Raw genomic sequence first — 26,126 nt, forward strand, 5'->3', positions numbered from 1 at the left:
ATGCCCTCGTCCTCTCCTTGACCGGCCGCCACGGTGGTGCCATCAATCCGCGCATGTGCGGACGCTTTTCATTGTCGGCGATGCCCGAAGAGGTACGGGACGCGCTCGGACTCTTCGAGCTCGAGGCCTTTCCCGCCCGCTACAACATCGCGCCCACCCAGCCGATCCTCGTGGTCATCCAGTCGGAGCGCCGCGAGCCGGGCAGCAACATGCCGGAGCGCCGGGCGATGCTTGTCCGCTGGGGGCTGATGCCGTCCTGGGTGAAGGACCCCAACGACTTTCCGCTGCTGATCAACGCCCGTGCGGAGACGGCGATCGGCAAGGCCTCCTTCAAGGCGGCCATGCGCCATCGTCGCGTGCTCGTCCCGGCCTCGGGCTTCTACGAATGGCACCGGCCGGAAAAGGGCAGCGACGAGAAATCGCAGGCCTACTGGATCAGGCCGCGCAACGGCGGCGTCATCGCCTTCGCCGGCCTGATGGAGACCTGGTCGTCGCCGGACGGTTCCGAGGTCGACACCGGCGCCATCCTGACGGTCGGTTCCAACCGTTCCATCGCCCGCATCCACGACCGGATGCCGGTGGTGATCGCACCGGAGGACTATGACCGCTGGCTCGATTGCCGCGCCTACGAGCCGCGCGAGGTCACCGATCTTCTCGCGGCACCCGCCGAAGACTTCTTCGAGGCGGTCCCCGTGTCGAACCTCGTCAACAAGGTGAGCAACACGGGGCCCGCAATTCAGGCGGCGGTGGCCGAAAGTCTGCCGCCGGTCGAGAGGACGGACGGGGAGGCGGGGTCAGGCCAGATGTCGTTGTTCTGACCGCCGTCGATCAGCTATGCGGCCTTCTTCGAGGAATTGCGCTTCAACATCAGCGCCGCCGCGATCACGGCCTTCAGGCCGAGCGGTCGATAGTTGCCGTCGAGATTCTGCTTCGGGGGCGCGGCGTCAGCCGCCTTCTTCCCAGTCATTTCCGTTCTCCTGAATTGCTTCCAGTCCCTATGATTTTTTTATGGTTTTGCCTTAGAACTTGGTCGAAATGACGGTTCCGGCAAATCACGTTTGGTCAACGCGGACATAATCCGAGAGCAAGGCACACGACGGTGATTCGCTCGGATGATGGCCGGAGGCGGATAGAGATTTCACAGACCGCGGTCAAGTTCCGCTTCGTTGCCGTCGCCGACGTCGTCCATGACGATCAGGGTTCCGAAGCGCCTGTGCCAGGCGCGGGCGCCGAAGGGCAGCGTGCAGAGATAGGCGATGACGGTGACCGACAGCACTTCCCAGGTGAAGCTCATCAGAAGTGCGACATAGACGACGATGCCGAGCGTCACCGGCAGGACGAGGTCGCGGCGGATCTTCTGCGTCTCGGACTTGCCGGACCAGACCGGCAGCCGGCTGATGAGCAGGTAGGCGATCAGCACGGTGTAACCGGCGGCGACATAGGCGACGGACGCGGTCGGCTGCACGCCGAGGAAGCCGAGATAGATCGGCAGAAGCACGATGAGGGCGCCGGCGGGGGCCGGAACGCCGACGAAATATTCCGATTGCCAGGGCGCCTTGTGCTCGCGCTCCGCCATGACGTTGAAGCGGGCGAGGCGCAGGCCTGCGGCGATCGCGTAGATCAGGGCGGCGATCCAGCCGATGGAGCGGGCCTGGTCGAGGATGAAGACGTAGAGCACGAGGGCCGGCGCCACGCCGAAATTGACGATGTCGGCGAGGGAGTCCATCTGGGCGCCGAATTTGGACGTCGCCTTCATCAGCCGCGCGACGCGCCCGTCGATGCCGTCGATGAAGGCGGCGGCAAGTACCAGCGTCACCGCGAGTTCGTAGCGGTTCTCGAAGGCGAGCCGGATGCCGGTGAGGCCGGAGCAGATCGCGAGCACCGTGATGAGGTTCGGCACGATCAGGCGAAGGGGTATTTCCCGGAGCCTCGGGCCACGGGCGCCGTCATGGCTGTTCTTCGGTTCGCTCGGCGGTACTTGCGCTTCCATCTCGCCCTCCTTGCCGACGGCGATCAGCTGCGGCGGCTGACGATGGGGCCCTTGGCCGAGCCGAATTCCGCAATCACCGTCTCGCCGGCGACGGCCGTCTGGCCGAGCGCGACGCGCGGTTCGGCGCCGGCCGGCAGGAAGACGTCGAGACGCGAGCCGAAGCGGATGAGACCGAAGCGTTCGCCGGCGGTGAGTGTTTCGTTCGGGTTCGCCCAGCAGACGATGCGGCGGGCCACGAGACCCGCGATCTGCACGACGCCGATATTGCCGTGTGTGGTTTCGATCACCAGGCCGTTGCGCTCGTTCTCCTGGCTCGCCTTGTCGAGTTCGGCGTTGAGGAAAGAGCCTTCGCGATAGGCGATGTTGGTGATGCGGCCGCGGACGGGCGCGCGGTTCACATGGCAGTTGAAGACGTTCATGAAGACGGAGATGCGCAGCATCGGCTGGTTGCCGAGCTGCAGCTCTTCCGGCGGCACGACCATCTGGATCGAGGACACCTTGCCGTCGGCCGGGCTGATGATGAGATCGTCGTCCTGCGGCGTGACGCGCTCGGGATCACGGAAGAAATAGGCGCACCAGACGGTCAGCACCATGCCGACCCAGAACAGCGGCTCGGAAATCCAGCCGAGAACCAAGGACCCTGCAAAGAAGGCGGCGACAAAGGGATAGCCTTCCTTGTGAATCGGAACGATGGTGTTGCGGACGGTGTCGAGCAAATTCATGGGGATCGTCTCCTCGCGGGAAATCAGGCCTGCTGACTACCGCGAAAGCCCGCCGGGGGCAATGGCGCAGTCTCGAAAGACAGTGCGCGCGGCAATCTGTATCATTCTTGGACGATGCATTCGCGGGTTGGCAACTGTCATGTACTAAGTATCAACGGTTGCTTATTAGTATCGGCGCGGGTTCGTCGAACACAGGCACGGCTCCGGCGCTCGTCGCTGCGCCTTCTACTTGGGAAGTGTTCCTCATGCACGGATTTTGCAGCACTGCGGAGGTGAATGCACGGCAGGATGCCGCCCCGCTTTACTGGCATTCCACCGGGGAGGTTTCGATCCCTCCGGAACTGGAAGGGTTCGACCTTCGTCCCGGCAAGCCCGAAGGGGCCGGCGTGGCGATCTGCTTCGTGCCGCTCGGCGCCGAGCATCCCGTGTCGACGGCAGTCGCGGTCCGCCAGATCCTCGGACCGGACGAGTACCTGATCGGCGTCGCCGACGCAGCCTTCGGCGCGCCCCGCGCCGACGACATCCTGCAGGCGGGCTTCGACGACGTTCTGCTGCTCGGTCGCCTCGACGATATGACCCTCTGCCTCGCCCGTGCCCGTGCCGTGCTTGCGAGACGGCGGCGGATGCGCCGGGAGCTGGCCCATGTCGAACTCGAGCGCGACCACCTGCAGGCCTGCATCGACAGCCTGCCGACACCGATCTTCTTCAAGAACGGCGAGGGCATCTATGTCGGCTGCAACAAGGCATTCGAGGGGTTCATCGGCCTGCCGACCGAGAAGGTGATCGGCAGTTCCGTCTACGACGTGGCGCCGGAGGATCTGGCGCGCCGCTATCAGCAGGCCGATGACGCGCTCCTCGCCCGCGGCGGCGAGCAGGTCTACGAGTGCGAGGTGCGCTATGCCGACGGATCGCTCCATCACGTCGCCTTCCACAAGGCCGCGATCGTCTCAGAGGACGGGCGCCTTCGCGGCATCGCCGGCGCCATGCTCGACATCACCGACCGCAAGAGTCTCGAAGTGCGGCTGATCGACGCCGCAGCGCGCGACCCGCTGACCAATGCCTACAACCGCCGCAAGTTCTTCGAGATCGCCACCGAGGCGATCGAGCTCGCCCGCAGGGAAGGGCGTCCGGTCTCGGTCGCAGTCATCGATCTCGACCGTTTCAAGTCGATCAACGACCAGTTCGGCCATGCGGAAGGCGACCGGGTGCTGCGCGCGACCGCAGCCCTGCTCGAAGGCAGCGCCGGCGACGGCATCACCATTGCACGGGCGGGCGGCGAGGAATTCTACGCCCTCTTTCCCGGCTTCACCCTGATGCAGGCGGCTGAGATCGCCGATTCGATGCGCCGGCAGGTGTCGGATGCCGGTTTCCTTCCCGATGTCGACGAGCCGGCCGGCACGCTCAGCATCGGCGTCGCGGAGCTCGATCCGTTGCGCGGCACGCTCTGGGACGCCCTGAAGGAGGCCGACGAGGCGCTCTACCGGGCGAAGCGCTCCGGCCGCAACCGCATCTGCATCGCTCTGCGGCAGTCCGGCTACGCCAGCGAAGCCTGACGACGGTCAGACCGCCGGGGTGCGGCGGACCACGACGCCCATGTCGTCGCTCTCGCGAACCTGACGCAGATGCTCCTCCGCCTGGATCGCTTCGCGCTGGCGGTTCCACATCGAGGCGTAGAGGCCGTTCATCGCGAGCAGTTCTCCGTGGGTACCACGCTCGGCGATCTCACCGCCCTTGAGAACGATGATCTCGTCCGCACCGATGACGGTGGAGAGCCGGTGGGCGATGACGAGCGTCGTGCGGTTTTCCGAGACCACGTCGAGGGCGGCCTGGATTTCCTGCTCGGTCGTCGTGTCGAGCGCCGACGTCGCCTCGTCGAGGATGAGGATCGGCGGTGCCTTCAAGACCGTGCGGGCGATCGCCACGCGCTGCTTCTCGCCGCCCGAGAGCTTCAGCCCGCGTTCGCCGACCTTCGTCTGGAAGCCGTCCGGCAGGTCGCTGATGAAGCGGGCGATCTGGGCGACTTCGGCTGCGGCCTGGATCTCCTCGTCGGTCGCGGAGGGACGGCCGTAGCGGATGTTGTAGGCGATGGTGTCGTTGAAGAGAACGGTATCCTGCGGCACCATACCGATCGCCGAGCGCAGGCTCTTCTGCGTCACGTCGCGGACGTCCTGTCCGTCGACGGTGATCGAGCCCTTCTGGATGTCGTAGAAGCGGTAGAGCAGACGCGAGATCGTCGATTTGCCTGCACCAGACGGGCCGACGACGGCGACCGTCTTGCCGGCCGGAACCTCGAAGGAGATGCCCTTCAGGATCGGCCGCTGCGGATCATAGGCGAAATGCACGTCCTTGAACGAGATGGCGCCCTTTGCGATCGCCAGCTCCGGCGCGCCCGGCTTGTCGGTCACCTCCGGATCGACTTCGAGGAGGTCGAACATCTGCTCGATGTCGGTGAGGCCCTGGCGGATTTCGCGGTAGACGAAGCCGATGAAGTTGAGCGGCATGGCGAGCTGCAGCAGCATGGCATTGACGAAGACGAAGTCGCCGATCGTCTGGTCGCCGCGCTGCACGGCGAGCGCCGACATCACCATCATGGCGGTCATGCCGAGACCGAAGATCGCCGTCTGGCCGAAGTTCAGCCAGCCGAGCGAGGTCCAGACGTCGGTCGCCGCCTTCTCGTAGCGCTCCATCGACTTGTCGTAGCGCTTGGCTTCCATCTCCTCGTTGCCGAAATATTTGACGGTCTCGAAGTTCAGGAGCGAGTCGATCGCCTTCGTATTGGCCTCTGTGTCGCTGTCGTTCATCGACCGGCGGATGCCGATGCGCCAGTCGCTCGCCTTGATCGTGAACCAGATATAGGCCCAGACGGTGATCGCGGTGACGGCGAGATAGGAGAAGCCGTAGCCCCACCAGAAGATCACGGCCGTCAGCAGGAATTCGAGCAAGGTCGGCACGGAGTTGAGGATCGTGAAGCGGACGATCGTCTCGATGCCCTTCGTGCCGCGTTCAATGATGCGCGAGAGGCCGCCGGTCTTGCGCTCCAGATGGAAGCGCAGCGAGAGCTGGTGGATATGGACGAAGGTCCGGTAGGCGAGCTGGCGCACCGCATACTGGCCGACGCTCGCGAAAAGCGCGTCGCGGAGCTGGTTGAGGCCGACCTGGGCGATGCGGGTGAGATTGTAGAGGATGACGAGCGCGACGGCGCCGAGCAGGAATGCGGGCAGCAGCCCGACCATGTCGAGCCGCCCGTTCAGCGCATCGGTCGCCCATTTGAAAAAGTAGGGAACGAGAAGCAGGATGAACTTCGAGATGACGAGGAAGACCGTCGCCCAGACGACGCGCGCCTTGAGGTCCGGCCGGCCGGAGGGCCACATGTACGGCCAGAGATTGACCAGCGTTTCGAGCGGATTGGAGGAATCCGCCGATACGGTCTTCTTCTTCGTCATGTTGCCTGCCCCTCGCGTCAACCGTCGTCAGATGAAATCGGCGGCCTCTCGGAGGCCGCCGACTTTCGCCACATAGGATTTCGAATATGCGTGTGCAATGGAGGACCCGAAACTTTTGACAGGCCCCGCCTCCGCACCGCCGTCAGTCGATCGTCTCGCCCTGCAGGCGCTTGCGATGCAGCTCTTCCGCATTCGGAAGGGCATCGTGCGGCACCTGGAAGACCTGGCCGGGCTCGATGAGGTCCGGATTGCTGATCTTGTTGGCGTTGGCGAGATAGATGGTCGTGTAGCGAACCCCGAGACCGTAGACGCGGCGCGAGATCTGCCAGAGCGTATCGCCACGGCGGATGATGACCGTGTTCTTGCTCTCGGTGAGTGGTGCCTGCTCGATCGTCTTCGGGGCGTCGGCGGCCGTTTCTGTCGGAGCCTGTGCCGGTTGCGCTGCCGGGGCCGCCGCTTGCGGCTGAGCGGCGGGTTCTGCTTGCGCTTCCGCCTTCTCCGCGGGCGGCTGGGCTTCGGCGACCGCTGCGGCCGGCAGCGGCTCGAGGACGGCGTTGATCAGTTCGGCGATCTTCGGCAGCCCGTCGCGGACCGAGTCGGCATCGGCCGAAAGCGCCTTCAGCGCTTCGAGCGCGTTGCGGGCACGCGCCGCCGTCTGCGTCACGAACTGGGCATAGTCGGAATCGACACCCGCGCCGAGGCGATAGTCGATGAGTGACTGAAGGGCGATCTCGGTCGCCGAACGGGCGGCGGCGAGCTCCTCGGCTGCCGGCTTCTTGCCGTCGGCAAAGAGCCCCTGCAGGATGCCGAAGGCCTTGCCGACCGAGCCACGCATGGTTTCGAAGGTTGCACGGTCGAGCGGCACCATGGCAGCCTGCTGGCCGGCTTCCGGAGCCTTCGACTGTGCGACCACGGCGACCTGGTGCCCTTCGGGGCGGTTGAACGGCACGGAGGCGCGCACCAGCACCCTGCCGTCCGCGTCGAGCAGTTCCGCCCGGATCGTGTGATCGCCGACCGCAAGCGCGATCGTGCCTTCGATGACGAAGTGGCCGGTGTTGTCCGCCGTTGCGGCGCCGATCAGCGTGTCGTCGGCCGAGGCGCGAACCGCGCTGCCCGGCGCGGCAGTACCGGCGACGAAGATGCGATCGCCCTCGATCTCGACGGCGCTTACCTGGACTTCGGGGGCGGGTGCGGGCTTGGCGGCCTCGGTGGGCTGCTGTGTCGCTGCAGCGTCCTGCGGCGCCGCCGTGGCCGGTGGTGCTTCGGCCGTCTGCGTGGCAGGAGCCGCTTCCGACGGAACACGGGCCTTCTTGTCGGCCTGGTTGACGGTTTCCGGTGCCGTAATCACGCGGCTCGCCTCGCCGGGCCTGGTGACCATGGCGAGCAGGTTGCCGTTGCCGTTCTCGGGAATGGAGATCGTCGCGACCTCTTCCGAAGTGACGACCTTTCCGTCCTTGCCGGTGACGCGCAGTTCGAGCGAGTGGTCGCCGGGCGAGAGCGGCTTGTCGAGAATGACGGCGAAGTCGCCGCTGATGCCCACCTCGGTTTCGAAGATGACCGTGTCGCCGTCGACGATCGCGAGTTTCGAGCCGGGTTCGGCATTGCCGGCGATGACGGCCGAGCCGTCCGGTTCGACGCGCAGCACGTCGAAGCGCGGGATGATCGGGCCGGTCGCCGGTGCATTGGCGGCAGCCGGCTGCTCCGTCGCGGCCGGGGCCGCAGCCTGAGGGGCCGGGGCTTCCGGTGCCGTGTCAGGCTTGCCTGCCAGCGCGTCGATGACCTTGCCGATGGCGGTCGCCGCGGCGGCCGGATCGGAAGGCAAGGTCCTGAGGAGGGTGAGTGCCTTTTCGGCATTGCCGCGTGCGGCCGTCATCGTCTCCTTGACACCGGCTTCGAGCGCATCGGGTATGTCAAGCGTGGCGAGCGCGGAGAGCGCCTTTTCGACTTCCGCCTTCGCACCGGCATAGGCTTCTGCCGCGGGCACCTTGCCGTCGGCAAAGAGCGAGACGAGAGCCTGGGTGGCCTTTTCGGCATCGGCCTTCAGGCGCCCCATCTTCTCGCTCGCCGCCGCGAGGTCTCCCGCGGGTTTGGCGGGCTCGGGCGCAGGCGTCTTGGCGGCATCGCCGCTTGCTGTCGTCGTTTGGGCCTTGTCCTTCCCGTCGTCCGAAATCCTCGGCATGACGAAGAACACCATCAGGATCGTCGCAATCGCGAGCACCAGCAAGGCCAGCAAGCCGGCACGATTTTTCATCATAGTCACTCTCCGGGCGGATAGGCCGCCATATCCCTTGGAATTGCTAGCCTTATCTCGCCACTTTCACAAGCTTTCTCAACGGATGGCGGCTTTGCACCGACAGCTTTTTCGTCAATTCGGTTGACCTTGCCGGCGCATGATTGTCTTTCTTCCTTCATGAGCGAAAACATGAATACGATTCGATCCGTCTGCGTCTATTGCGGCTCCCAGCCGGGACGCGATCCCGACCATATCGCCGCCGGCCGCGCGCTCGGCCGGTCGATCGCCGCGCACGGGCTGCGGCTCGTCTACGGCGGCGGCACCCGCGGCATCATGGGAGCGGTTGCGGGCGGCGTGCTGTCGAACGGCGGACAGGTCACCGGCATCATCCCCGAATTCCTGGTGGACATGGAGGCGACGCGCCATTCCCTCGGCCAGCTCAACGAGCTGATCGTCACGGAGGACATGCACGCCCGCAAGCACAAGATGTTCGAGCGCGCCGACGCCTTCATCACGCTGCCGGGCGGCATCGGCACGCTGGAGGAGATCGTCGAGATCATGACCTGGGCGCAGCTCGGCCGTCACGAGAAGCCGATGGTCTTCGCCAATATCAACGGTTTCTGGAACCCGATGCTGGAACTGCTCCGCCACATGCGCGAGCAGGGTTTCATCCACACCGCCGAGCGGGTGCAGCCGCTCGTCATCGACAATGTCGAGGACATCATCCCGGCGATCCTCGAGAAGGTCGAGGGCGTGCGCGACCTCGACGGCGCCGACGAGGTGATCGCAAAGCTCTGACTGTCTTGGCCCTTACTGTTTGCGGTATTGCCTCAGCATCGGCCACACGAAGATGGTGAGCGCGAGCCAGATCAGCGGGAAGGCGATCATCTTGGCGGTGCCGAATGGCTCCTTGAAGACGAAGACCGCGATCAGGAAGATCATCGTCGGCGGCAGGTACTGCATGATGCCGATGGTCGAGAGGCGCAGGAGCTTGGCACCGTTGGCGTAGAAGAGCAGCGGTACCGCCGTTACCACGCCGGTTCCGAGCAGCAGCAGCGCGTCGCTCGCTCCGGTCGAGAAGAAGTGGCCGTGGCCGGTCGCGCCGAGATAGGCGACATAGCCGAGCGCCGGCACGCTGAGCAGCAGCACTTCGAGGAGAAAGCCCTGGTTCGGTCCGATCGGCAGGGTCTTGCGGAAGAAGGCATAGAAGCCCCAGGAGAAGGTGAGGCCGAGCGCCACCCAGGGCAGTCCGCCGGCGTCGTAGGTCAGTACCGCGACGGCGATGGCGGCGAGCGTGATCGCCACCTTCTGCGCCGGTGCGAGCTTTTCCTTGAGCAGCACGGCGCCGAGGAAGATCGAGAACAGCGGATTGATGAAATAGCCGAGCGCGGTGTCGAGCGCGCGGCCCGCGCCGATCGCCCAGACATAGATGCCCCAGTTGATGCTGATGAGCAGGGCGGTGACCGCGGCCATGCCGAGCATGCGCGGATTGCGGATGGCCGCTTTCAGGTCGTCCGTTCGCCGGAGGATGAGGAGCACGCCGCCGGCGATTGGGATCGACCAGAGAATGCGGTGGGCGATGACCTCCGTCGGCGGGATATGGGCGACCGCCTTCATGTAGAACGGCAGGAAACCCCAGAGCATGTAGGCGGCGAGCGCAAAGGCGAAGCCGCGCGCGCTGTCCTCGTTCTTGACCTCGACGGCGGTGTCGGTCGCCATGGCGTTTCCATCCTTTGTTGTTTTAGGCGCTTGCGATACTCCATGAGTCACGAATGGACAAATTCATTCCGGTGAAGGGTCGGTGACCGGAATTGAACGGCGGGTAGCGCGCCGCGAGCCGTGTCTCGGCGCGTCATAGCCTGCCGACTATCCGAGGCGGACCTACTCCGCCGCGATCTTGCCTGCGAGCTGACGGTTCTTCATCAGCTTGTAGACGATCGAATCCATCAGCGCCTGGAAGGAGGCGTCGATGATGTTTTCCGACACGCCGACCGTCCACCAGCGCACGCCCGTCGCATCGCCGGATTCGATGAGGACGCGGGTGATCGCCTCGGTGCCGCCGTTGAGGATACGCACCTTGTAGTCGGTGAGTTCGAGGTCGCCGATCTCGGCCTGGTACTTACCGAGGTCCTTGCGAAGCGCGATGTCGAGCGCGTTGACCGGACCGTCGCCTTCGGCGACCGACATGACGCTCTCGCCGTCGATGACGAGCTTCACGACGGCCTCTGACACCGTCTTCAGGTGACCGTTGGCATCGAAGCGCCGCTCGACCATCACCCGGAAGCCGTCGATCGAGAAGAAGTCCGGAACGGTGCCGAGCGTGCGGTGGGCGAGCAGCTCGAAGCTCGCATCGGCGCCCTCGTAGGCATAGCCGGTCGCCTCGCGCTCCTTGACGATCGAGATCAGCCGGTCGAGGCGCGGATCGTCCTTCTCGACCGCGATGCCACGGCGCTTCAGCTCGTTGATGAAATTCGCCTTGCCGCCCTGGTCGGAGACCATGACCTTGCGGAAATTGCCGACACTCGCCGGATCGACATGCTCGTAGGTGCGCGGGTCCTTGAGCAGCGCGGAGGCGTGGATGCCCGCCTTGGTGGCGAAGGCGGACGCGCCGACATAGGGCGCCTGATGCTCGGGCGAGCGGTTCAACAGCTCGTCGAAGGCGTGCGAGAGCCGTGTCAGGCCGGCGAGCGTCTCATGGTCGATCGCCGTCTCGAAACGCTCCGCATAGGTTTCCTTGAGGCAGAGGGTCGGGATGAGCGTCACGAGATTGGCATTGCCGCAGCGTTCGCCGATGCCGTTCAGCGTTCCCTGGATCTGCCGCGCCCCGGCCTCGATTGCCGCAAGCGAATTGGCGACCGCCTGGCCGGTGTCGTTGTGGGCGTGGATGCCGAGCGCGCTGCCCGGCACGCCGGCAGCGATGACGGCGGCGACGATCGTGCCGACTTCCGGCGGCTGCGTGCCGCCATTGGTGTCGCAGAGCACGACCCAGCGGGCGCCCGCCTCGTAGGCGGTCTTCGCGCAGGCGACGGCATAGTCCGGATTGGCCTTGTAGCCGTCGAAGAAGTGCTCGCAGTCGACCATGGCGGTCTTGCCGGCGGCGATCGCCGCCTCGACGCTCTCACGGATGCTTGCGAGGTTCTCCTCGTTGGTACAGCCGAGCGCGACCTTGACGTGGTAGTCCCAGCTCTTGGCGACGAAGCAGACGGCGTCGCTCTTTGCCTGCAGGAGCTGGGCGAGGCCCGGATCGTTGGAAGCGGAAATGCCTGCCCGCTTGGTCATGCCGAAGGCGACGAAGGCGGCGCGGTTCGTGCGCTTCTGCGTGAAGAAGGCGGTGTCGGTCGGGTTGGCGCCGGGATAGCCGCCCTCGACATAGTCGAAGCCGAAGTCGTCGAGCATCGAGGCGATGGCGATCTTGTCCTCGACCGAAAAGTCGATGCCCGGCGTCTGCTGTCCGTCGCGGAGCGTCGTGTCGAAGAGGTAGATCTTTTCGCGTGTCATGCTGCAATCCTCAGGCAAACGTTCGTATTCGGGGTTTCACCCCCCTCTGTCACTGCGTGACATCTCCCCCACAAGGGGGAGAGTGGTGGCCGCTGGTGCCGCGCTCCCCCGCCTCCCCCTTGAGGGGGAGGTCGCCGCGATGCGGCGGGTGGGGGTGAACCACACCGCGAGTTCGACGCGTGGGTCCGGGGTCCAAGCTACGACCGTCACCCCACCCCGGAGCTTCGCTCCGACCCTCCCCCTCAAGGGGAGGGTGAGGCCGCGCCGCATCCCCAGGCCGCTCTCCCCCCTTGTGGGGGAGATGCCCGGCAGGGCAGAGGGGGGTAACCACGACCGCGACCATAACTTACACCTTCCCCGCAAACCGGTCGGTCGCGCGGATCAGCTGGTCGAGGATGCCGGGTTCGAGATAGGCATGGCCGGCGCCTTCGATCAGGTGGAAATCCGCCTTCGGCCAGGCCTTGTGGAGTTGCCAGGCGTATTTCGCCGGGCAGGGCATGTCATAGCGGCCGTGGATGATGACGCCGGGAATGTCCTTGAGCTTCACGGCGTCGCGCAGCAACTGCCCTTCCTCCAGCCAGCCGGCATGGACGAAGAAATGGTTCTCGATGCGGGCGAAGGCGAGCGCGAATTCCGGATCGTAAAAATGGTCGGAATAATCCGGGTTCGGCAGCAGCGTGATCGTCTCGCCCTCCCAACTGCTCCAGGCGACGGCGCAGCGCAACTGCTCTTCACGGTCGGTGCCGGTGAGCCGCCGGCGATAGGCCGCCATCATCTCGTGGCGTTCTGCCTCCGGGATCGGCGCCTGGAACCGTTCCCACTTGTCGGGGAACATTTCCGAGACGCCGAACTGGTAGTACCAGTCGAGCTCGGCTTTGGTCAGCGTGTAGACGCCGCGCAGCACCAGTTCGGACACGCGCTCGGGATGCGTCTCGGAATAGGCGAGTGCCAGCGTCGAACCCCAGGAGCCGCCGAAGACGAGCCATTTTTCGACGCCCATCATCTCGCGCAGCCGTTCGATGTCGGCGACGAGGTGCCAGGTGGTGTTCGCCTCGATCGAGGCATGCGGGGTCGACTTGCCGCAGCCGCGCTGGTCGAACATCATGACGTCGTAGAGGGCTGGATCGAAGACGCGGCGGTTGTTCGGGCCGGTCGCGCCGCCCGGGCCGCCATGCAGGAAGACGGCAGGCTTGGCGCCCTTGGTCCCGAAGCGCTCCCAGTAGACGCTATGCCCGTCGCCGACATCGAGGAAGCCCGTCTCGAAGGGTTCGATCTCGGGATAGAAGCCGCGCAGTTCGTTGGTCATGATCGGTCCTCTCGGGGCGGCCATGCCGCCGTATCGTGGTCGGGATGCTGGTGATTGCTGCGGCCGACGGCGGCGGTCCCGCCCGGCAGGTCGGAGCGGTCGGTCTCGCGCTCCGGCAGGCCGAAGAGCCGGTCGAAATAGGAGACCCTGGACTCGACCCCGTCCTGTGACACCGGCACGGAGGCTTCCGGGTCGTCGAGGCTGCCGATGGTGACGCTGATATAGGGCGAGCCGACGGTCTTGAAGAAAAGCGGCGTGCCGCATTTCGCGCAGAAGCCACGGCCACAGGGATCGGACGAGCGGAACCAGCTCGGTTCGCCGCGGGTCAGCAGGAAATCCTCGTTGCGGGTTCCGGCCAAAGCCATGAAGAAGTTGCCGCCCGCCTTCTGGCACATGCGGCAATGGCAGATATGCGGGTAGCCGAGTTCGCCGGCGATGCGGTAGCGCACGGCGCCACACTGGCAGCCGCCGGAATGGACCTCGCGAGTGCTCACGCCTCGTCCTCCTCGGGCGGCCAGACGGCCGTGTCGTGGTCGGGATGCTGGAAGGAGACGACGGCGGCGAAGGACTCCTCCATTGCCGGGCTGCTGTAGGCCGGCTTTTCGAACAGGTGATCGATCCACGGCAGGCGCTTGTCGTGGTTCACCTGCACCTGCGGTTCGAGAAGCTCCGGATGGTCGAAGGCGCCGATCGCAAGTTCGATTTCTTCGCCCTGCTGGTAGGTGAGCGGCGTGCCGCATTTCTCACAGAAGCCGCGCTTCACCTTGGCGGAGGAACGGAAGAGCGTCGGCTGGCCGCGCGTCCAGGTGAGATGCGCGTGGTCGCCGGTCACGAAGGCGCCGAAGAAGTTGCCGAACTGTTTCTGGCACATGCGGCAATGGCAGATCGACGGCCGTCCGAGCTTTTCCGCCCGGAACCTGACCGCGCCGCATTGGCATCCGCCGGTGAATATGCCTTCCATGAACGCCTCCAAGGGTTCTATTTCAACATGACGTAGGCGACGACCGCGACGGTGACGACAAGGACGAGAACGCCCTTGCCGATCAGCCCGTAGAGCAGCCATTTCGGCATTTCCGTGCCGGGTTTCTTCTCGGTCATGGCTTGTCCTCCGGCCATGTATCGGTGTCGTGATCGGGGTGCTGGAACGAGACGATTTCTTCGAGGAACGGTGCGTTGTCGAGATCGTCCAGCGTCGAAAGCTCCGGCAGTTCGTGCAGATGGTCGAAGAAGCCGAGCTTCGCCTCGACACCGTACTGGACCGTCGGCGGCACGGCGGCGGGATCGTCGAAGGCGCCGGCCGCGATCGCCATGCCGTCCGGCGCCTCGTAGGTCAGCGGCGTGCCGCAGTCGCCGCAGAAGCCGCGCAGAACGAAATTGGAGGAGCGGAACTTCTTCGGCGCGCCGCGGGTCCATTCGAAATCCGTCCCGCGCACGGAGACGAGTGGCGCGAAATAGCTGCCGAACGCCTTCTGGCACATGCGGCAGTGACAGATCGAGCTGTCCTTCAGTGTGCCGTGCACGCGAAAGCGCACCGCGCCGCACTGGCATCCGCCGGTATGGGTTTCAGTCATGACATTCCTCCCGTGAGATTGGCTCCGCGTTACCCCCCTCTGTCACTTCGTGACATCTCCCCCACAAGGGGGGAGAGTTGGGCCGCCGACGCCCTGCCAGTATCCCGGTGATGCCTGAACTCCTGGCGGTGATGGTCGCAACATCCCGATCTCCCCCCTTGTGGGGGAGATGCCCGGCAGGGCAGAGGGGGGTACCCCGCGACGAAGCCAAAGCAATCACGACCAGTCCTTACCCGCCACGATGATGATGTGCCGGCAGACATTGTCGAGGTCACGCAGCACGTCGTCGTTCCAGAACCGCAAGACCGTCCAGCCGTCCTCCTGCAGACGTCGCGTCCGCGCCCCATCGTAGGCGAGGTCGGCATCGTTCCCGTGCTGGGAGCCATCGACTTCGACGATCAGCTTGCTATCGGGGCAGGCGAAGTCGACGATGAAGCCGGCGATCGGAACCTGCCGGCGAAAACCGAGACCCATCAGGCGATGCGCGCGCAGGCAATGCCAGAGCCTGCGTTCGGCATCGGTCATCTCTTTGCGCATGCGCTTTGCGTCGGAACGGCGCTTCAGTGGAACGGGCGTATGGTTCATCAGGCTCTCCACCACCGGTTTCATCCGGCTGGAAGACTGCCGCTGGTGGCGTGCGAGGGCAAGCGCGCGATTGGTGGGTGCCGAGATTGCTGTACCCCCCTCTGTCCTGCCGGACATCTCCCCCACAAGGGGGGAGATCGGCAGAACTGCACGCGGCTCGCCCGTCCGGCAGGGTGTCGGATTTCGGTCGTAGAACCGCTTTGCCCGACCTTCCCGACGGCTCCGGGCAGGACCGTCAGCGATGGTTGGCGACGGCGCAACATCCCGATCTCCCCCCTTGTGGGGGAGATGCCCGGCAGGGCAGAGGGGGGTATCGAGCGCCGCCAGTGCCGACATGATTACCGCTTGACCTCCCAGGTCGTGACCCGCTCGCCGGTGACGGGGTCCTTGCCGTCCTTGAGCTGGATGCCCTGAGCCAGAAGATCATCGCGGATACTGTCAGCTTCGGCGAAGTTCTTGGCCTTTAGGAGGTCGAGGCGGCGAGCGATGAGCGCGTCAAATTGACCGAGCAGTTCCTCATCCTGATCAATCCGTCTTGTAAAAAGTCCCAAGAAGTCCAGATTCTTAGCCAGAGCCTTTCGTCTCGCTTCGGTGGGCTCGCCTTTTGAGAGACGGTCAAAATGCGCTTTGATGCCCGATGTGTTCAAGTCATCGCTCAGCGCTGAAAGAATTTCGTCTTCCAACTCTATTTTCGAAAGTTCCTCCTCGGAGTAAGCTTCTTCAATGAACCGATGCCATTTCATCCATGATGCATAAGCCTCCTCCAGCCGCTTCACCGAAAAGTCGATCGGTTCGCGATAGTGCGTCATCAGCATGGCGAGCCGCAGCACTTCGCCCGGCCATTTGCGACCGCCGAATTTCTCCGTTTCCAGCAACTCGTTGATGGTGACGAAGTTGCCCTCCGACTTCGACATCTTGCGGCCCTCGACCTGCAGGAAGCCGTTGTGCATCCAGACATTCGCCATCACATGGGTGTTGTAGGCGCAGCAGGACTGGGCGATCTCGTTCTCGTGGTGGGGGAAGATGAGGTCGAGGCCGCCGCCGTGGATGTCGAACTGGTGCGGTTTCGCCTTTCCCTTCGGCGACAGCCGGTCGCGGGCCTCCTGCCAGAGATAGCGGTCGGACATCGCCGAGCACTCGATATGCCAGCCGGGACGGCCGTAGATCGAGACGGCGCTGCCGGCGACGGTGAAGGCGGCGGTCCAGCCGGGCTCGGTTGCGGCCGATTCCTTCCAGAGCACGAAGTCGGCCGGATTGCGCTTGTGCGCCTCGACGGCGATGCGCGCCCCCGCCTGCTGGTCCTCGAGCTTGCGCTTCGAGAGCTTGCCGTAATCCGGCATCGAGGCGGTGGAGAACAGCACTTCCTGGCCCTCGGCACCCGTCGCCACATAGGCATGGCCGGCGTCGAGCAGCCGCTGGATGATCTCGATCATCTGCGGGATGTTGTCGGTTGCCCGCGGCTCGACATTGGGCGGCAGCGTGCCGAGCGCCGCTACATCCTTGTGGAACTGGCTCTCGGTCTTCTCGGTCACGGCGCGGATCGCCTCGTTGAGGCTCATCGAGCCGTCGGCGATCCGGCCGCCGAAATCACGCAGCGCGCGCGCATTGATCTTGTCGTCGACGTCGGTGATGTTGCGCACGTAGGTCACGTGCTCTTCGCCGTAGACATGCCGGAGCAGCCGGTAGAGGACGTCGAAGACGATCACCGGGCGCGCATTGCCGATATGGGCGAAGTCGTAGACGGTGGGGCCGCAGACATACATGCGCACGTTCGTCGGGTCGATCGGCTCGAAATCGGCCTTTTCGCGCGTCAGTGTATTGTAAAGCTTGAGGCTCGCGGCCATCGAATGTCTCCCAAAATCAAACTGCCGGCTGGGCCGGGTCGTTTGTCATCTGGGACTGTTCAGGAGACGAAAACGGCCGGGCCAGCGGTTGCGCTAGCGAATAATAATCCCGCAAATGCAGATCGTCGTTTTCATGGCCAGCGTTATGGCGCGCCGGCTGTGATTGGTCAAGGGCCCATGCCTCGGGTTCCCGCCAGCGTCACGATCAGGGTGCGGCCGCTGCCTTGAACCTGAGAGGCAGGAGGCCGAGCACCATGGCGCAGCCGGCGATGATCACCGCCGCCCCGGCGAACTGGATGGTGGTGAGTCGCTCGCCGAGAACCACCGCGCCGACGAGGACGGCGACGACGGTGACGGCGAATTCGACGCTGATCGCGCGCGTCGCACCGATCCGGGAGACGAGGCCGAAATAGACGACATAGGTGAGCGAACTCATCACGCCCGCGAGCACCACGAGGTAGAGGTAGTCGATCGGAGCCGGTGTGCCGGGCACCGGAACCAGATAGACGAGCGGCAGGGTGAGGAGGCCGCCCGAGAGGAAGGAACCGATCGTCACCTCCCATGCGCCGGTGGTCTTCAGGTGGCGGCTCGCATAATTGCTGCCGAAGGCCGCCGAGAAGGTCGAAAACAGCATGCCCGCGCAGCCGAGCACGAAGGTGCCGTTAATCGGCGCCGCCGGAAAGCCGACCAGCATCACGATGCCGAGCGTGCCGAGCACGAGGCCCACGACGCGCGCCGGCGTGATCCGCTCGATCCCCCAGAGCTGGCCGATGATCATCGAAAAGAGCGGGATCGCCGCGACGAAGATCGCGGCCATGGCGGTGCCGATCAGCGGCGTGGAATAGGAAAGGCCGACGAGCTGGCCGGCGACCGTCGTGGCCCCGACCACGATAAAGGGCAGGCGACCGGCGGAGAAATCAAGCCGGCGTCCGGTCACCTTCGCCGCAACGAGCAGGATCAGACCGGCGAGGAAGCAGCGGAAGGTGACGGCGCCGATCCAGCCGAAGGCTTCGACGACCTTCAGCAGCAGCAGGAAGGAAAGCCCCCAGGCGAGCGAAAGGAAGGAATAGGCTGCGATGTCGCGGGGCTGCATGGGTGTGGCCCTGGTCTGAGTGGATGTCTGAGGGCGGGGCGGGTCAAGACCCTTGCGTTTCGACCATCCGCCTGATCTTCACTGCTTTCTCGAAGTGGTCGAACCGATGGGTGCGTATCCACCATTCCGCTGCTTCCATTAGAAGTTCCGGGTCATCGTTCTTGTTGGCGAAGAAGGCGTAGAAGGACAGGCCGACGCCCGGACCTTTTTCCGCGACCTTCCGGTCACAAACCTCGATGATCTTCAGTCTGAGGCTCTCTCGCATCTACGACCGCCATTCAGGGAGTTCAGCGTGGCGGAAGCCCGCCCTGTTTGCTTGCCGGCTCGCTTCACTCCGGCAGGCGATAGTCCTTGAGCTTGCCGTCGCGCACGACGAAGAGCTTGCCGGTCTCGGTGAGCTCCGGTCCGCAGAGCGGCAGGATCCGGGCGGCGACCTCGGACGGATGCGGTAGCGTCGAGGGGTCTTCTCCGGGCATGGCTTGAGCGCGCATGGCGGTGCGGGTGGCGCCGGGATCGACCGAGACGACGCGCAACGGCAGGCGCTGCGTTTCCCCGGCCCAGGTGCGGGCGAGCGCCTCGACGGCGGCCTTGGAGGCGGAGTAGGGGCCCCAGAACGGCCGGCACTTGTGCGCGGCCGCCGATGACATGATGACGGCACGGCCCTGGTCGGACTTGACGAGCAGCGGCTCGATCGAGCGGATCAGCCGCCAGGTGGCCGTGACGTTGATCGTCATCACCTTTTCGAAGACCTTCGCCTCGACATGGCCGATCGGCGAGATGACGCCGAGAATGCCGGCATTGGCGACGAGAATGTCGAGCTTGCCCCAGCGCTCGAAGATCGAGGCGCCGAGCGTGTCGATCGCCTGCATGTCGGCGAGGTCGAAGGGCACCAGCGTCGCCGAACCGCCGACGGCCTTGATCGCGTCATCGAGTTCCTCAAGCCCGCCGACGGTGCGTGCGCAGGCGATGACATGCGCGCCGGCCTTGGCGAGTTCGAGCGCGGTGTAATAGCCGATGCCGCGCGATGCGCCGGTCACGAGCGCGATGCGGTCCTTCAGGTCGATTGTCATATAAGAATTCTCCCGGAGAAGCGGTGCAATGCCACACCGACGATAGGAATTCAGGCGGTGCGGCCCGCACCTTACTTCCCCCTTGAGGGGGAGGTCGCAACGAAGCTGCGGGAGAGGGTGAGCGGCAACAGCAGAAGAGGTCACCCCACCCCGGACCTTCGGTCCGACCCTCCCCCTCAAGGGGAGGGTGGCTGTATTCATCACCCGTTGCTGGCCAGCATGGAAACCTTGCGGCCGACCTTTTCGCCTTCCCGGTCGAGCAGGCGGGTCGGATAGTCGCCGGTGAAGTAATGGTCGGTGAACTGCGGGCGTTCCGGATCACGCGGCGCTCCGCCGACCGCCTTGTAGAGCCCGTCGATCGACAGGAAGGCGAGCGAATCGGCGCCGATATACTTCGCCATCGCGTCGACGTCGGCATACTGGTTGGCGAGCAGCTTGTCGGCATCCGGCGTGTCGATGCCGTAGAAATCGGGGTGGAAGATCATCGGCGAGGCGACGCGGATGTGCACTTCCTTGGCGCCGGCGTCACGGATCATCTGCACGATCTTGAGCGAGGTGGTGCCGCGCACGATCGAATCGTCGACCAGCACGACGCGCTTGCCCTCGATCATCGCGCGGTTGGCGGAGTGCTTGAGCTTCACCCCGAAGGCGCGGATCTGCTGCGTCGGCTCGATGAAGGTACGGCCGACATAGTGGTTGCGGATGATGCCGTATTCGAAGGGGATGCCGCTCTGCTGGGCATAGCCGAGGGCGGCCGGCGTGCCGCCGTCCGGAACCGGCACCACGACGTCGCCTTCGACCGGCGCTTCCTTGGCGAGGTTCATGCCCATGTTCTTGCGGGTCGTATAGACGTTGCGACCGCCGACGACCGAATCCGGCCGGGCGAAATAGACGTATTCGAACAGGCAGAGCCGCTCCGGCTGGGGCTTGTTCGGCTTGCGGGCATCGATGCTGATCGAGCCGTCCGGCTGGATCTCGCAGATGATGACTTCGCCGTTCTCGACGTCGCGGATGAATTTCGCGCCGATGATGTCGAGCGCGCAGGTTTCCGAACAGAAGATCGGCTTGCCGTCGAGCTCGCCCATGACGAGCGGCCGGATGCCGATCGGATCGCGGGCGGCGATGAGCTTGGTGCGGGTCATCGCCAGCATCGAATAGCCGCCTTCCATCTGGCGGATCGCATCGATGAAGCGGTCGGAGGTCGACGCATGGCGCGAGCGGGCGATCAGATGCAGCACGACTTCGGTATCGGAGGTCGACTGGCAGATGGCGCCTGTCGCGATGATCTGCCGGCGAAGCGTCAGCCCGTTGGTGAAATTGCCGTTGTGGGCAATGGCGATGCCGCCTTCTTCCAGCTCGGCGAACAGCGGCTGCACGTTGCGGAGCGCCACTTCGCCGGTGGTCGAATAGCGGGTGTGGCCGATGGCGACCGTACCGGGCAGCTTCGCCAGCGTCGCCGGATCGGTGTAGTGGTCGCCGACGAGGCCCATGTGCTTTTCGGTGTGGAACTGCTGGCCGTCGAAGGAGACGATGCCGGCCGCTTCCTGGCCGCGGTGCTGGAGCGCGTGCAGGCCGAGCGCCGTCAGCGTCGACGCGTCGGGATGTCCCAAAATGCCGAACACCCCGCATTCCTCATGCAGGGTGTCGCCGTCGAGACCGTCTTCGAGGGAGGTAAATTCAGACTGGGTCATGGAAGCAGGCCTTTGCTCGGTGCGGGACAGGTACACTATACACGGTTCTCGGGGCGCTTTCGCCGGATGATCCCGCTCCGGCGGCGCCCGATGGCTTTCATGTTCTATATAGGAAGCGGCAGCCGCCGCTGCCCGTCAGTTTCCGGCCGGCTGCGTCGTTTCTGCCGGCGGGGCGAGAGTCTGCGACGGCGCCGCCTGTCCGGCCGGCGCCTGATCGGCGGGAGCCTGCTCTGCCGGCGCCTCGCCGTCGGCCTGTTCCTTGCCGAGGATGCGGGCGCGCAGCTGCGGCTCGATGTCTTCCGGCAGCACCGCTTCGAGCTTCAGGACCAGCGCGTCGAGGAAGGGCTTCGACTTGGCGTTGTTCACCCAGTCGGGGCGATGCTTGACGTCGATCAGCCAGTTCCAGAAGGCGACCGCGACCACCAGCAGCAGGATGCCGCGGGCCGCACCGAAGAGGAAGCCGAGCGTCCGGTCCAGCGCGCCGATGCGGCTGTCGATGATGAAGTCGGCGATGCGCGTCGTGATGAAGGAGATGACGATCAGCGCGATCAGGAAGACGATGCCGGCGGCACCGGCGAGCGCGATGCGCTCATCGCTCGTGTAGTTCTTGATGTAGGGAAGCACGAGCGGATGCAGATAGTAGGCGGCGGCGACGGCGCCGACCCAGCTTGCGATCGAGAGCACCTCGCGGGAGAAACCGCGAACCATGGCGAGAACGGCGGAAAACAGGACAACGCCGATGACAATACCGTCAAAAATAGTGATGGGCATCTAAATCAACTCCAAGACGGCCGGCCCCGGCCTGCGTGATCGTCATCGCGTTCGGTGATCCCATACTCCGCATTGCGGCCGAAAAAGGATCAGTTGCCGTCCGTGCCCTCTCCGGCCTTCACCCTGGACCCGGCGATGCGCGCGACCAGGTCAGGAAGGCTTTCGATCTCGCTCCACCGCCCCGCCGTGCCTTTCGGCAGATCGGGCGAGGCCGAAGGCAGCACCGCACGTGCAAAGCCGAGCTTTTCCGCTTCCTTCAGCCGTTGGGCCGTGTGCGCAACCGGCCGGACGGCGCCGGACAGGCTGACCTCGCCGAAATAGACGCAATCGGCGGGAAGGGCAAGTCCGGCCAGCGAGGAAACCAGGGCAGAGGCCACAGCCATGTCCGCGGCGGGTTCCGAGATGCGGTATCCGCCGGCGACGTTGAGGTAGACGTCGTGGCTGCCGAGCCGCACGCCGCAATGGGCCTCGAGCACCGCGAGGATCATCGACAGGCGGGAGGAATCCCAGCCGACGACGGCCCGTCGCGGCGTGCCGAGCGAGGTCTGGGCGACCAGCGCCTGCACCTCGACGAGCACCGGCCGCGTGCCCTCCATGCCGGCGAAGACGGCCGCTCCCGGGGCTTTTTCGTTGCGTTCTCCGAGGAATAGCTCGGACGGATTGGCGACTTCACGCAAGCCCCGGTCCGACATTTCGAAGACGCCGATCTCGTCGGTCGGGCCGAAGCGGTTCTTGACGGTGCGCAGGATGCGGTAGTGGTGGCCGCGGTCACCCTCGAAGTAGAGGACCGCGTCGACCATGTGCTCGACGACACGCGGTCCGGCGATCTGGCCGTCCTTGGTGACATGGCCGACGAGCACCATGGTGGCGCCGGTCTGCTTGGCGAAACGAATCATCGCCTGCACGCCGGTGCGGACCTGGGTGACGGTGCCGGGCGCCGAATCGGCCGTGTCGCTCCAGAGCGTCTGGATGGAATCGATGATGACAAGGTCGGGCCGCTTGCCTTCAGCGAGCGTGGCGAGAATGTCCTCGACATTGGTCTCGGCAGCGAGCAGCACGTCGGTTTCGGCCGCCTGCAGGCGCTGCGCCCGCAGCCGGACCTGCGCGACCGCCTCTTCGCCCGAGACGTAGATGACGCGCCGGCCCTTGCGCGACAGCGCCGCCGCCGCCTGCATCAGAAGGGTCGACTTGCCGATGCCCGGATCGCCGCCGATCAGCACCGCCGAGCCGCGCACGAAGCCGCCGCCGGTTGCCCGGTCGAGCTCGGCCATGCCGGTCGGGATGCGCGGTGCCTCCTCGATCTCGCCGGAGAGCGAGGTGAGCGTCACCGGCCGGCCCTTCTTCGGCACCTTGCCGGGGCCGGCGCCGATGCCGCCCATCGGGTCTTCCTCGACGATGGTGTTCCACTCGCCGCAGCCGTCGCATTTGCCCGCCCATCTCGTGTGGACGGTGCCGCAGTTCTGGCAGACGAATTGGGTTCGGGCTTTGGCCATGGATCAGGTATCGCTTTCGGGGAGATTTTCGGTGGTGGTGTCCTGGCGCCCGTGCATCACGCGGAGGACAGTGACGGTTTCATCCGTGACACGGACAAAAAAGCGCCGGTCTCGATAGGCGAAGACACGAATGTCGTCGCCCATATCTTTCATGCTCGTGCCGGTGAGGCCGAGCCGTGCCAGGTTTTCGATCTTATTGTAGAGGTCGAGCGCAAACCGATTGGCCGCGACAGGGCTGAACCTTGCAATATGGCGATAGATCGACCGGAGATCCTGCCGTGCCTTTCTCGACCAGACAACCTCACGGCTTTTGGGCATCGTTCTCGGCGCGCTGCAAATCCGCCAGGAACTCCTCGGCACTTTCATAAGTGTAGACGCGGCCGGCTTCCACGTCATCGATCCCTTCCTGGATGAGCATGCGAAGGTCTGCTTCGTCCCGTTCGCGCAAGAGCCGGAGACCTGCAGTCACCACCTCGTCGGCGCTCCCATAGAGGCCCGAGCTGATCTGCTTCTCGACGAACTTCTCGTCGCGCTTATTCAACTGGATGTTTGGCACGGTTGGCTCCGTTCAGCAGATGGTGCAGGGTTTGTTCTTGAGAACAATAGCAGAACAAACCCTTGGCTGCCAGAGGTCAATTCTCGTCTTCGAGATAGTGCCGCTCGTAGCGAAGGCCGAGGCCGACGAGCATTTCGTAGCCGATCGTGCCGCCGGCGCGGGCGACCTCGTCGAGCGGCATGTTCGGGCCGAAAAGCTCGACATAGTCGCCGGCCCTGACGGCGCCGTCCGGCAGGTCGGTGACGTCGAAGATCGTGAGATCCATGGTGACGCGGCCGGCGACCGGAACGCGCTTGCCGGCGATGAAGCCGCAGGCGCCCGCGATACCGGTCTCGCGGAGCGGAACGCCGCTGCGGGAGAGGCTGCGCAGATAGCCGTCGGCATAGCCGGCCGCGGCGATCGCGAGCCGGCTGTCGCGCTGAAGTGTCAGGGTGCCGCCATAGCTCACCGTTTCGCCCGCCGCGGCCTCGCGGACCTGGAGAATGCGGGCCTCGGCCTTGGCGACCGGGCGCATCGGGTTCTCGACGCCGTTGACTGCCTCGCCGCCGTAGAGCGCGATGCCCGGACGGGTCAGGTCGAAGTGGTAATCGGACCCGAGGAAAATTCCAGCAGAAGCTGAAAGACTTGATTCGATCCCTTCGAAAGCGGCGCTAACCTCGCGGAAAGATTCCAGTTGCCGGCGGTTCATCGGCGACGACGGATCGTCCGCGCAGGCGAGATGGCTGAGCACGAGGACCGGCGAGAAGCTCGCCGGGCGCGATACGTCGCCGGCCAGTTCGAAGGCTTCCTTCATGCTGAGGCCGAGCCGGTTGAAGCCGGTATCGACATGCAGCGCGCAGGGGTGGTCGCCGCGTTCGGAGACGGCCGCCATCCACAGCGCGAGCTGTTCCTCAGAGGCGATCACCGGCACGAGGTCGTTCTCGAAGAAGATCTCTTCTGCACCGGGCCAGAGGCCGGAGAGCACGAAGATGCGCGCGTCCGGCGCATAGGCCCGCAGCGTCGCCCCTTCGGAAGGGACGGCGACGAAGAAGTCGCGCGCGCCCGCCTCGTAAAGCGTGGTGCCGGCGTCCTCGATCCCCATGCCGTAGGCGTCCGCCTTCACCACCGCCGCGGTGCGCGCGCTGCCGGAGCGCCGCGCCATGTCGCGCCAGTTGTCGGCGAGCGCGCCGAGATCGACCGTGAGCCGCAGCGGCGCATTGAGGAAGTCTTCGGGAAGCTCCGGGATTTCGGTGAGAGCGGTCATCTGGCACTATGCATCGTATGGGGAGAAGCGAAAAGGGTCGGAGAGACGACCCGGCGACGGCCCGACCCTATCACTTTTGTTCAAGACTGGAATGGTCGAGTGCGGTAATATTTTGCGATGCACAACGTTTCGCAGACAGAGGCGGCGAGCGGCATGCCGCTGACGACGGCCGAACGCACCAATTTCTGGCGCGACGGCCGGTTCGCGGGCATGGAGTGCCTGAGCACCACCTTCCGCACCCACGAATACGCGCCGCACGCCCACGACACCTTCTCGATCGGAGCGATCGAGAGCGGCAGCCAGATTGCGCGCATCCGCGGCAGCCGCGAGGAGACCGGCCCCGGCCATCTCTACCTCATCAATCCGGAAGTCGTGCATGACGGCGCGCCCGGCGCCGAAGGCTATCGCTACCGCATGATCTACCCGGGCGAGACGCTCTACCGCGACGTGCTGGAAGACGTCACCGGCAAGGCCTGCCACGGGACGCCCGCTTTCGCCCGCGGCACGCCGCTCGACCCGGAGCTGGCGCAGGCCTTCCACCGGGCGCATCGGGCGCTGGAAGACAATGTCGGCGCGCTCGAGGCCGAGGAGAGCATGTTCTCGGTGCTCGCGGCGATCTTCGTCCGCCACGGCAGCCGGCGCATCTCACCCATCGACACCCGGGAACGCAGCGCCGTCTGGCGGGTGCGCGACCATCTCACTGCGAATTTCGCGAAAGACGTCGGCCTCGACGAACTCGCGACGACGGCCGGCCTGTCGCGGGCGCACCTGATCCGCGCCTTCCGCAGGGAATTCCACATCACCCCGCACGCCTTCCTCACCGACATCCGCGTGCGGCAGGCGCGCATCCTGTTGCGGCTCGGCCGCCCGATCGCCGACGTCGCGCTCGATTGCGGCTTCGCCGACCAGGCGCATTTCAGCCGCCATTTCAAGGCGCGCACCGGCGTCACGCCGGGCCAGTTCCGCAAGGGCTGATCACTTTCCTTCAAGACCCGTCCGTTCCTCCTGCCTATGAGA

Annotated in this window: 26 protein-coding genes; 4 read left to right on the forward strand and 22 right to left on the reverse strand. The window is 65.2% G+C overall.

All coding sequences use genetic code 11. From position 1 onward, the window contains the following. Nucleotides 1-53: 53 nt before the first annotated feature. Nucleotides 54-818 carry an SOS response-associated peptidase gene (locus tag DFR48_RS04385; RefSeq protein ID WP_114362309.1) on the forward strand — a complete coding sequence of 255 codons (765 nt, stop codon included), beginning with the start codon at nucleotides 54-56 and terminating at the stop codon, nucleotides 816-818. Nucleotides 819-832: 14 nt separating this feature from the next. Here DFR48_RS04385 and DFR48_RS22345 read toward each other — a convergent pair whose 3' ends face one another. The 3 genes from DFR48_RS22345 to DFR48_RS04395 form a co-directional block, all read right to left on the reverse strand. Beyond that, nucleotides 833-967 carry a hypothetical protein gene (locus tag DFR48_RS22345; protein WP_256481253.1) on the reverse strand — a complete coding sequence of 45 codons (135 nt, stop codon included), beginning with the start codon at nucleotides 965-967 and terminating at the stop codon, nucleotides 833-835. A 171-nt stretch (nucleotides 968-1,138) separates the two neighbouring features. After that, nucleotides 1,139-1,990 (reverse strand): CDP-diacylglycerol--serine O-phosphatidyltransferase, encoded by an 852-nt coding sequence (gene pssA / locus DFR48_RS04390; protein ID WP_114361943.1) that lies wholly within the window; start codon nucleotides 1,988-1,990, stop codon nucleotides 1,139-1,141. A 23-nt stretch (nucleotides 1,991-2,013) separates the two neighbouring features. Beyond that, complete coding sequence (locus DFR48_RS04395; protein ID WP_114361944.1) at nucleotides 2,014-2,712, reverse strand: phosphatidylserine decarboxylase; 699 nt, start codon at nucleotides 2,710-2,712, stop codon at nucleotides 2,014-2,016. 245 nt (nucleotides 2,713-2,957) lie between these two features. Here DFR48_RS04395 and DFR48_RS04400 point away from each other — a divergent pair, with 245 nt between their 5' ends. Further along, a complete protein-coding gene (locus DFR48_RS04400; protein ID WP_114361945.1) occupies nucleotides 2,958-4,265 on the forward strand; it encodes a sensor domain-containing diguanylate cyclase in 1,308 nt (435 codons plus the stop codon). Nucleotides 4,266-4,271: 6 nt separating this feature from the next. On the opposite strand, the gene DFR48_RS04405 is transcribed toward DFR48_RS04400, so the two are convergent. Continuing rightward, complete coding sequence (locus DFR48_RS04405; RefSeq protein WP_114361946.1) at nucleotides 4,272-6,155, reverse strand: ABCB family ABC transporter ATP-binding protein/permease; 1,884 nt, start codon at nucleotides 6,153-6,155, stop codon at nucleotides 4,272-4,274. Nucleotides 6,156-6,297: 142 nt separating this feature from the next. After that, complete coding sequence (locus DFR48_RS04410) at nucleotides 6,298-8,409, reverse strand: LysM peptidoglycan-binding domain-containing protein (protein WP_114361947.1); 2,112 nt, start codon at nucleotides 8,407-8,409, stop codon at nucleotides 6,298-6,300. Nucleotides 8,410-8,565: 156 nt separating this feature from the next. On the opposite strand from DFR48_RS04410, the gene DFR48_RS04415 reads away from it, so the two are divergent. Then, nucleotides 8,566-9,186: an LOG family protein gene (locus DFR48_RS04415; protein ID WP_114361948.1), complete on the forward strand. Its 621-nt coding sequence runs from the start codon at nucleotides 8,566-8,568 to the stop codon at nucleotides 9,184-9,186. Nucleotides 9,187-9,198: 12 nt separating this feature from the next. Here the strand turns inward: DFR48_RS04415 and rarD are convergent, their stop codons facing one another. The 17 genes from rarD to alr form a co-directional block, all read right to left on the reverse strand. Further along, a complete protein-coding gene (gene rarD / locus DFR48_RS04420; protein ID WP_114361949.1) occupies nucleotides 9,199-10,107 on the reverse strand; it encodes an EamA family transporter RarD in 909 nt (302 codons plus the stop codon). Between the two features lie 162 nt (nucleotides 10,108-10,269). Then, a complete protein-coding gene (cimA, locus tag DFR48_RS04425; protein WP_114361950.1) occupies nucleotides 10,270-11,886 on the reverse strand; it encodes a citramalate synthase in 1,617 nt (538 codons plus the stop codon). A gap of 346 nt (nucleotides 11,887-12,232) precedes the next feature. Then, complete coding sequence (pip, locus tag DFR48_RS04435) at nucleotides 12,233-13,192, reverse strand: prolyl aminopeptidase (RefSeq protein ID WP_114361952.1); 960 nt, start codon at nucleotides 13,190-13,192, stop codon at nucleotides 12,233-12,235. Further along, nucleotides 13,189-13,686, reverse strand: a complete 498-nt coding sequence (locus DFR48_RS04440; protein WP_114361953.1) for a GFA family protein — start codon at nucleotides 13,684-13,686, stop codon at nucleotides 13,189-13,191. Before DFR48_RS04440 ends, pip begins: the two co-directional genes overlap by 4 nt. After that, entirely contained in the window at nucleotides 13,683-14,153 is a 471-nt protein-coding gene (locus DFR48_RS04445; protein WP_114361954.1) for a GFA family protein, read from the reverse strand. Before DFR48_RS04445 ends, DFR48_RS04440 begins: the two co-directional genes overlap by 4 nt. A gap of 133 nt (nucleotides 14,154-14,286) precedes the next feature. Beyond that, nucleotides 14,287-14,763 (reverse strand): GFA family protein, encoded by a 477-nt coding sequence (locus tag DFR48_RS04450; protein ID WP_114361955.1) that lies wholly within the window; start codon nucleotides 14,761-14,763, stop codon nucleotides 14,287-14,289. 216 nt (nucleotides 14,764-14,979) lie between these two features. Further along, entirely contained in the window at nucleotides 14,980-15,348 is a 369-nt protein-coding gene (locus DFR48_RS04455) for an endonuclease domain-containing protein (protein WP_114361956.1), read from the reverse strand. A gap of 338 nt (nucleotides 15,349-15,686) precedes the next feature. Next, nucleotides 15,687-17,192 (reverse strand): cysteine--tRNA ligase, encoded by a 1,506-nt coding sequence (gene cysS / locus DFR48_RS04465; RefSeq protein ID WP_114361957.1) that lies wholly within the window; start codon nucleotides 17,190-17,192, stop codon nucleotides 15,687-15,689. Nucleotides 17,193-17,397: 205 nt separating this feature from the next. After that, nucleotides 17,398-18,285: a DMT family transporter gene (locus DFR48_RS04470; protein WP_114361958.1), complete on the reverse strand. Its 888-nt coding sequence runs from the start codon at nucleotides 18,283-18,285 to the stop codon at nucleotides 17,398-17,400. A gap of 43 nt (nucleotides 18,286-18,328) precedes the next feature. After that, on the reverse strand, nucleotides 18,329-18,550 hold the full coding sequence (locus DFR48_RS04475) for a DUF6500 family protein (RefSeq protein ID WP_114361959.1): 222 nt from the start codon (nucleotides 18,548-18,550) through the stop codon (nucleotides 18,329-18,331). 64 nt (nucleotides 18,551-18,614) lie between these two features. Next, nucleotides 18,615-19,355, reverse strand: a complete 741-nt coding sequence (locus DFR48_RS04480; RefSeq protein WP_114361960.1) for an SDR family NAD(P)-dependent oxidoreductase — start codon at nucleotides 19,353-19,355, stop codon at nucleotides 18,615-18,617. Between the two features lie 200 nt (nucleotides 19,356-19,555). Beyond that, nucleotides 19,556-21,046: an amidophosphoribosyltransferase gene (gene purF, locus DFR48_RS04485; RefSeq protein ID WP_114361961.1), complete on the reverse strand. Its 1,491-nt coding sequence runs from the start codon at nucleotides 21,044-21,046 to the stop codon at nucleotides 19,556-19,558. 135 nt (nucleotides 21,047-21,181) lie between these two features. Beyond that, on the reverse strand, nucleotides 21,182-21,817 hold the full coding sequence (locus DFR48_RS04490) for a CvpA family protein (RefSeq protein WP_114361962.1): 636 nt from the start codon (nucleotides 21,815-21,817) through the stop codon (nucleotides 21,182-21,184). 89 nt (nucleotides 21,818-21,906) lie between these two features. Then, on the reverse strand, nucleotides 21,907-23,310 hold the full coding sequence (gene radA, locus DFR48_RS04495) for a DNA repair protein RadA (protein ID WP_114361963.1): 1,404 nt from the start codon (nucleotides 23,308-23,310) through the stop codon (nucleotides 21,907-21,909). 3 nt (nucleotides 23,311-23,313) lie between these two features. Continuing rightward, complete coding sequence (locus DFR48_RS04500; RefSeq protein WP_170141800.1) at nucleotides 23,314-23,628, reverse strand: type II toxin-antitoxin system RelE/ParE family toxin; 315 nt, start codon at nucleotides 23,626-23,628, stop codon at nucleotides 23,314-23,316. Continuing rightward, nucleotides 23,612-23,866, reverse strand: coding sequence for a type II toxin-antitoxin system ParD family antitoxin (locus tag DFR48_RS04505; protein WP_114361965.1), 255 nt, complete (start codon nucleotides 23,864-23,866; stop codon nucleotides 23,612-23,614). Before DFR48_RS04505 ends, DFR48_RS04500 begins: the two co-directional genes overlap by 17 nt. A gap of 76 nt (nucleotides 23,867-23,942) precedes the next feature. Next, nucleotides 23,943-25,109, reverse strand: a complete 1,167-nt coding sequence (gene alr / locus DFR48_RS04510) for an alanine racemase (protein ID WP_114361966.1) — start codon at nucleotides 25,107-25,109, stop codon at nucleotides 23,943-23,945. Nucleotides 25,110-25,226: 117 nt separating this feature from the next. Between alr and DFR48_RS04515 the strand changes: the two genes are divergently transcribed. Then, complete coding sequence (locus tag DFR48_RS04515; RefSeq protein WP_114361967.1) at nucleotides 25,227-26,084, forward strand: helix-turn-helix domain-containing protein; 858 nt, start codon at nucleotides 25,227-25,229, stop codon at nucleotides 26,082-26,084. Nucleotides 26,085-26,126 lie beyond the last annotated feature (42 nt).

It is taken from the genome of Ciceribacter lividus (genome assembly GCF_003337715.1).
Taxonomy (GTDB): Bacteria; Pseudomonadota; Alphaproteobacteria; order Rhizobiales; family Rhizobiaceae; genus Allorhizobium; species Allorhizobium lividum.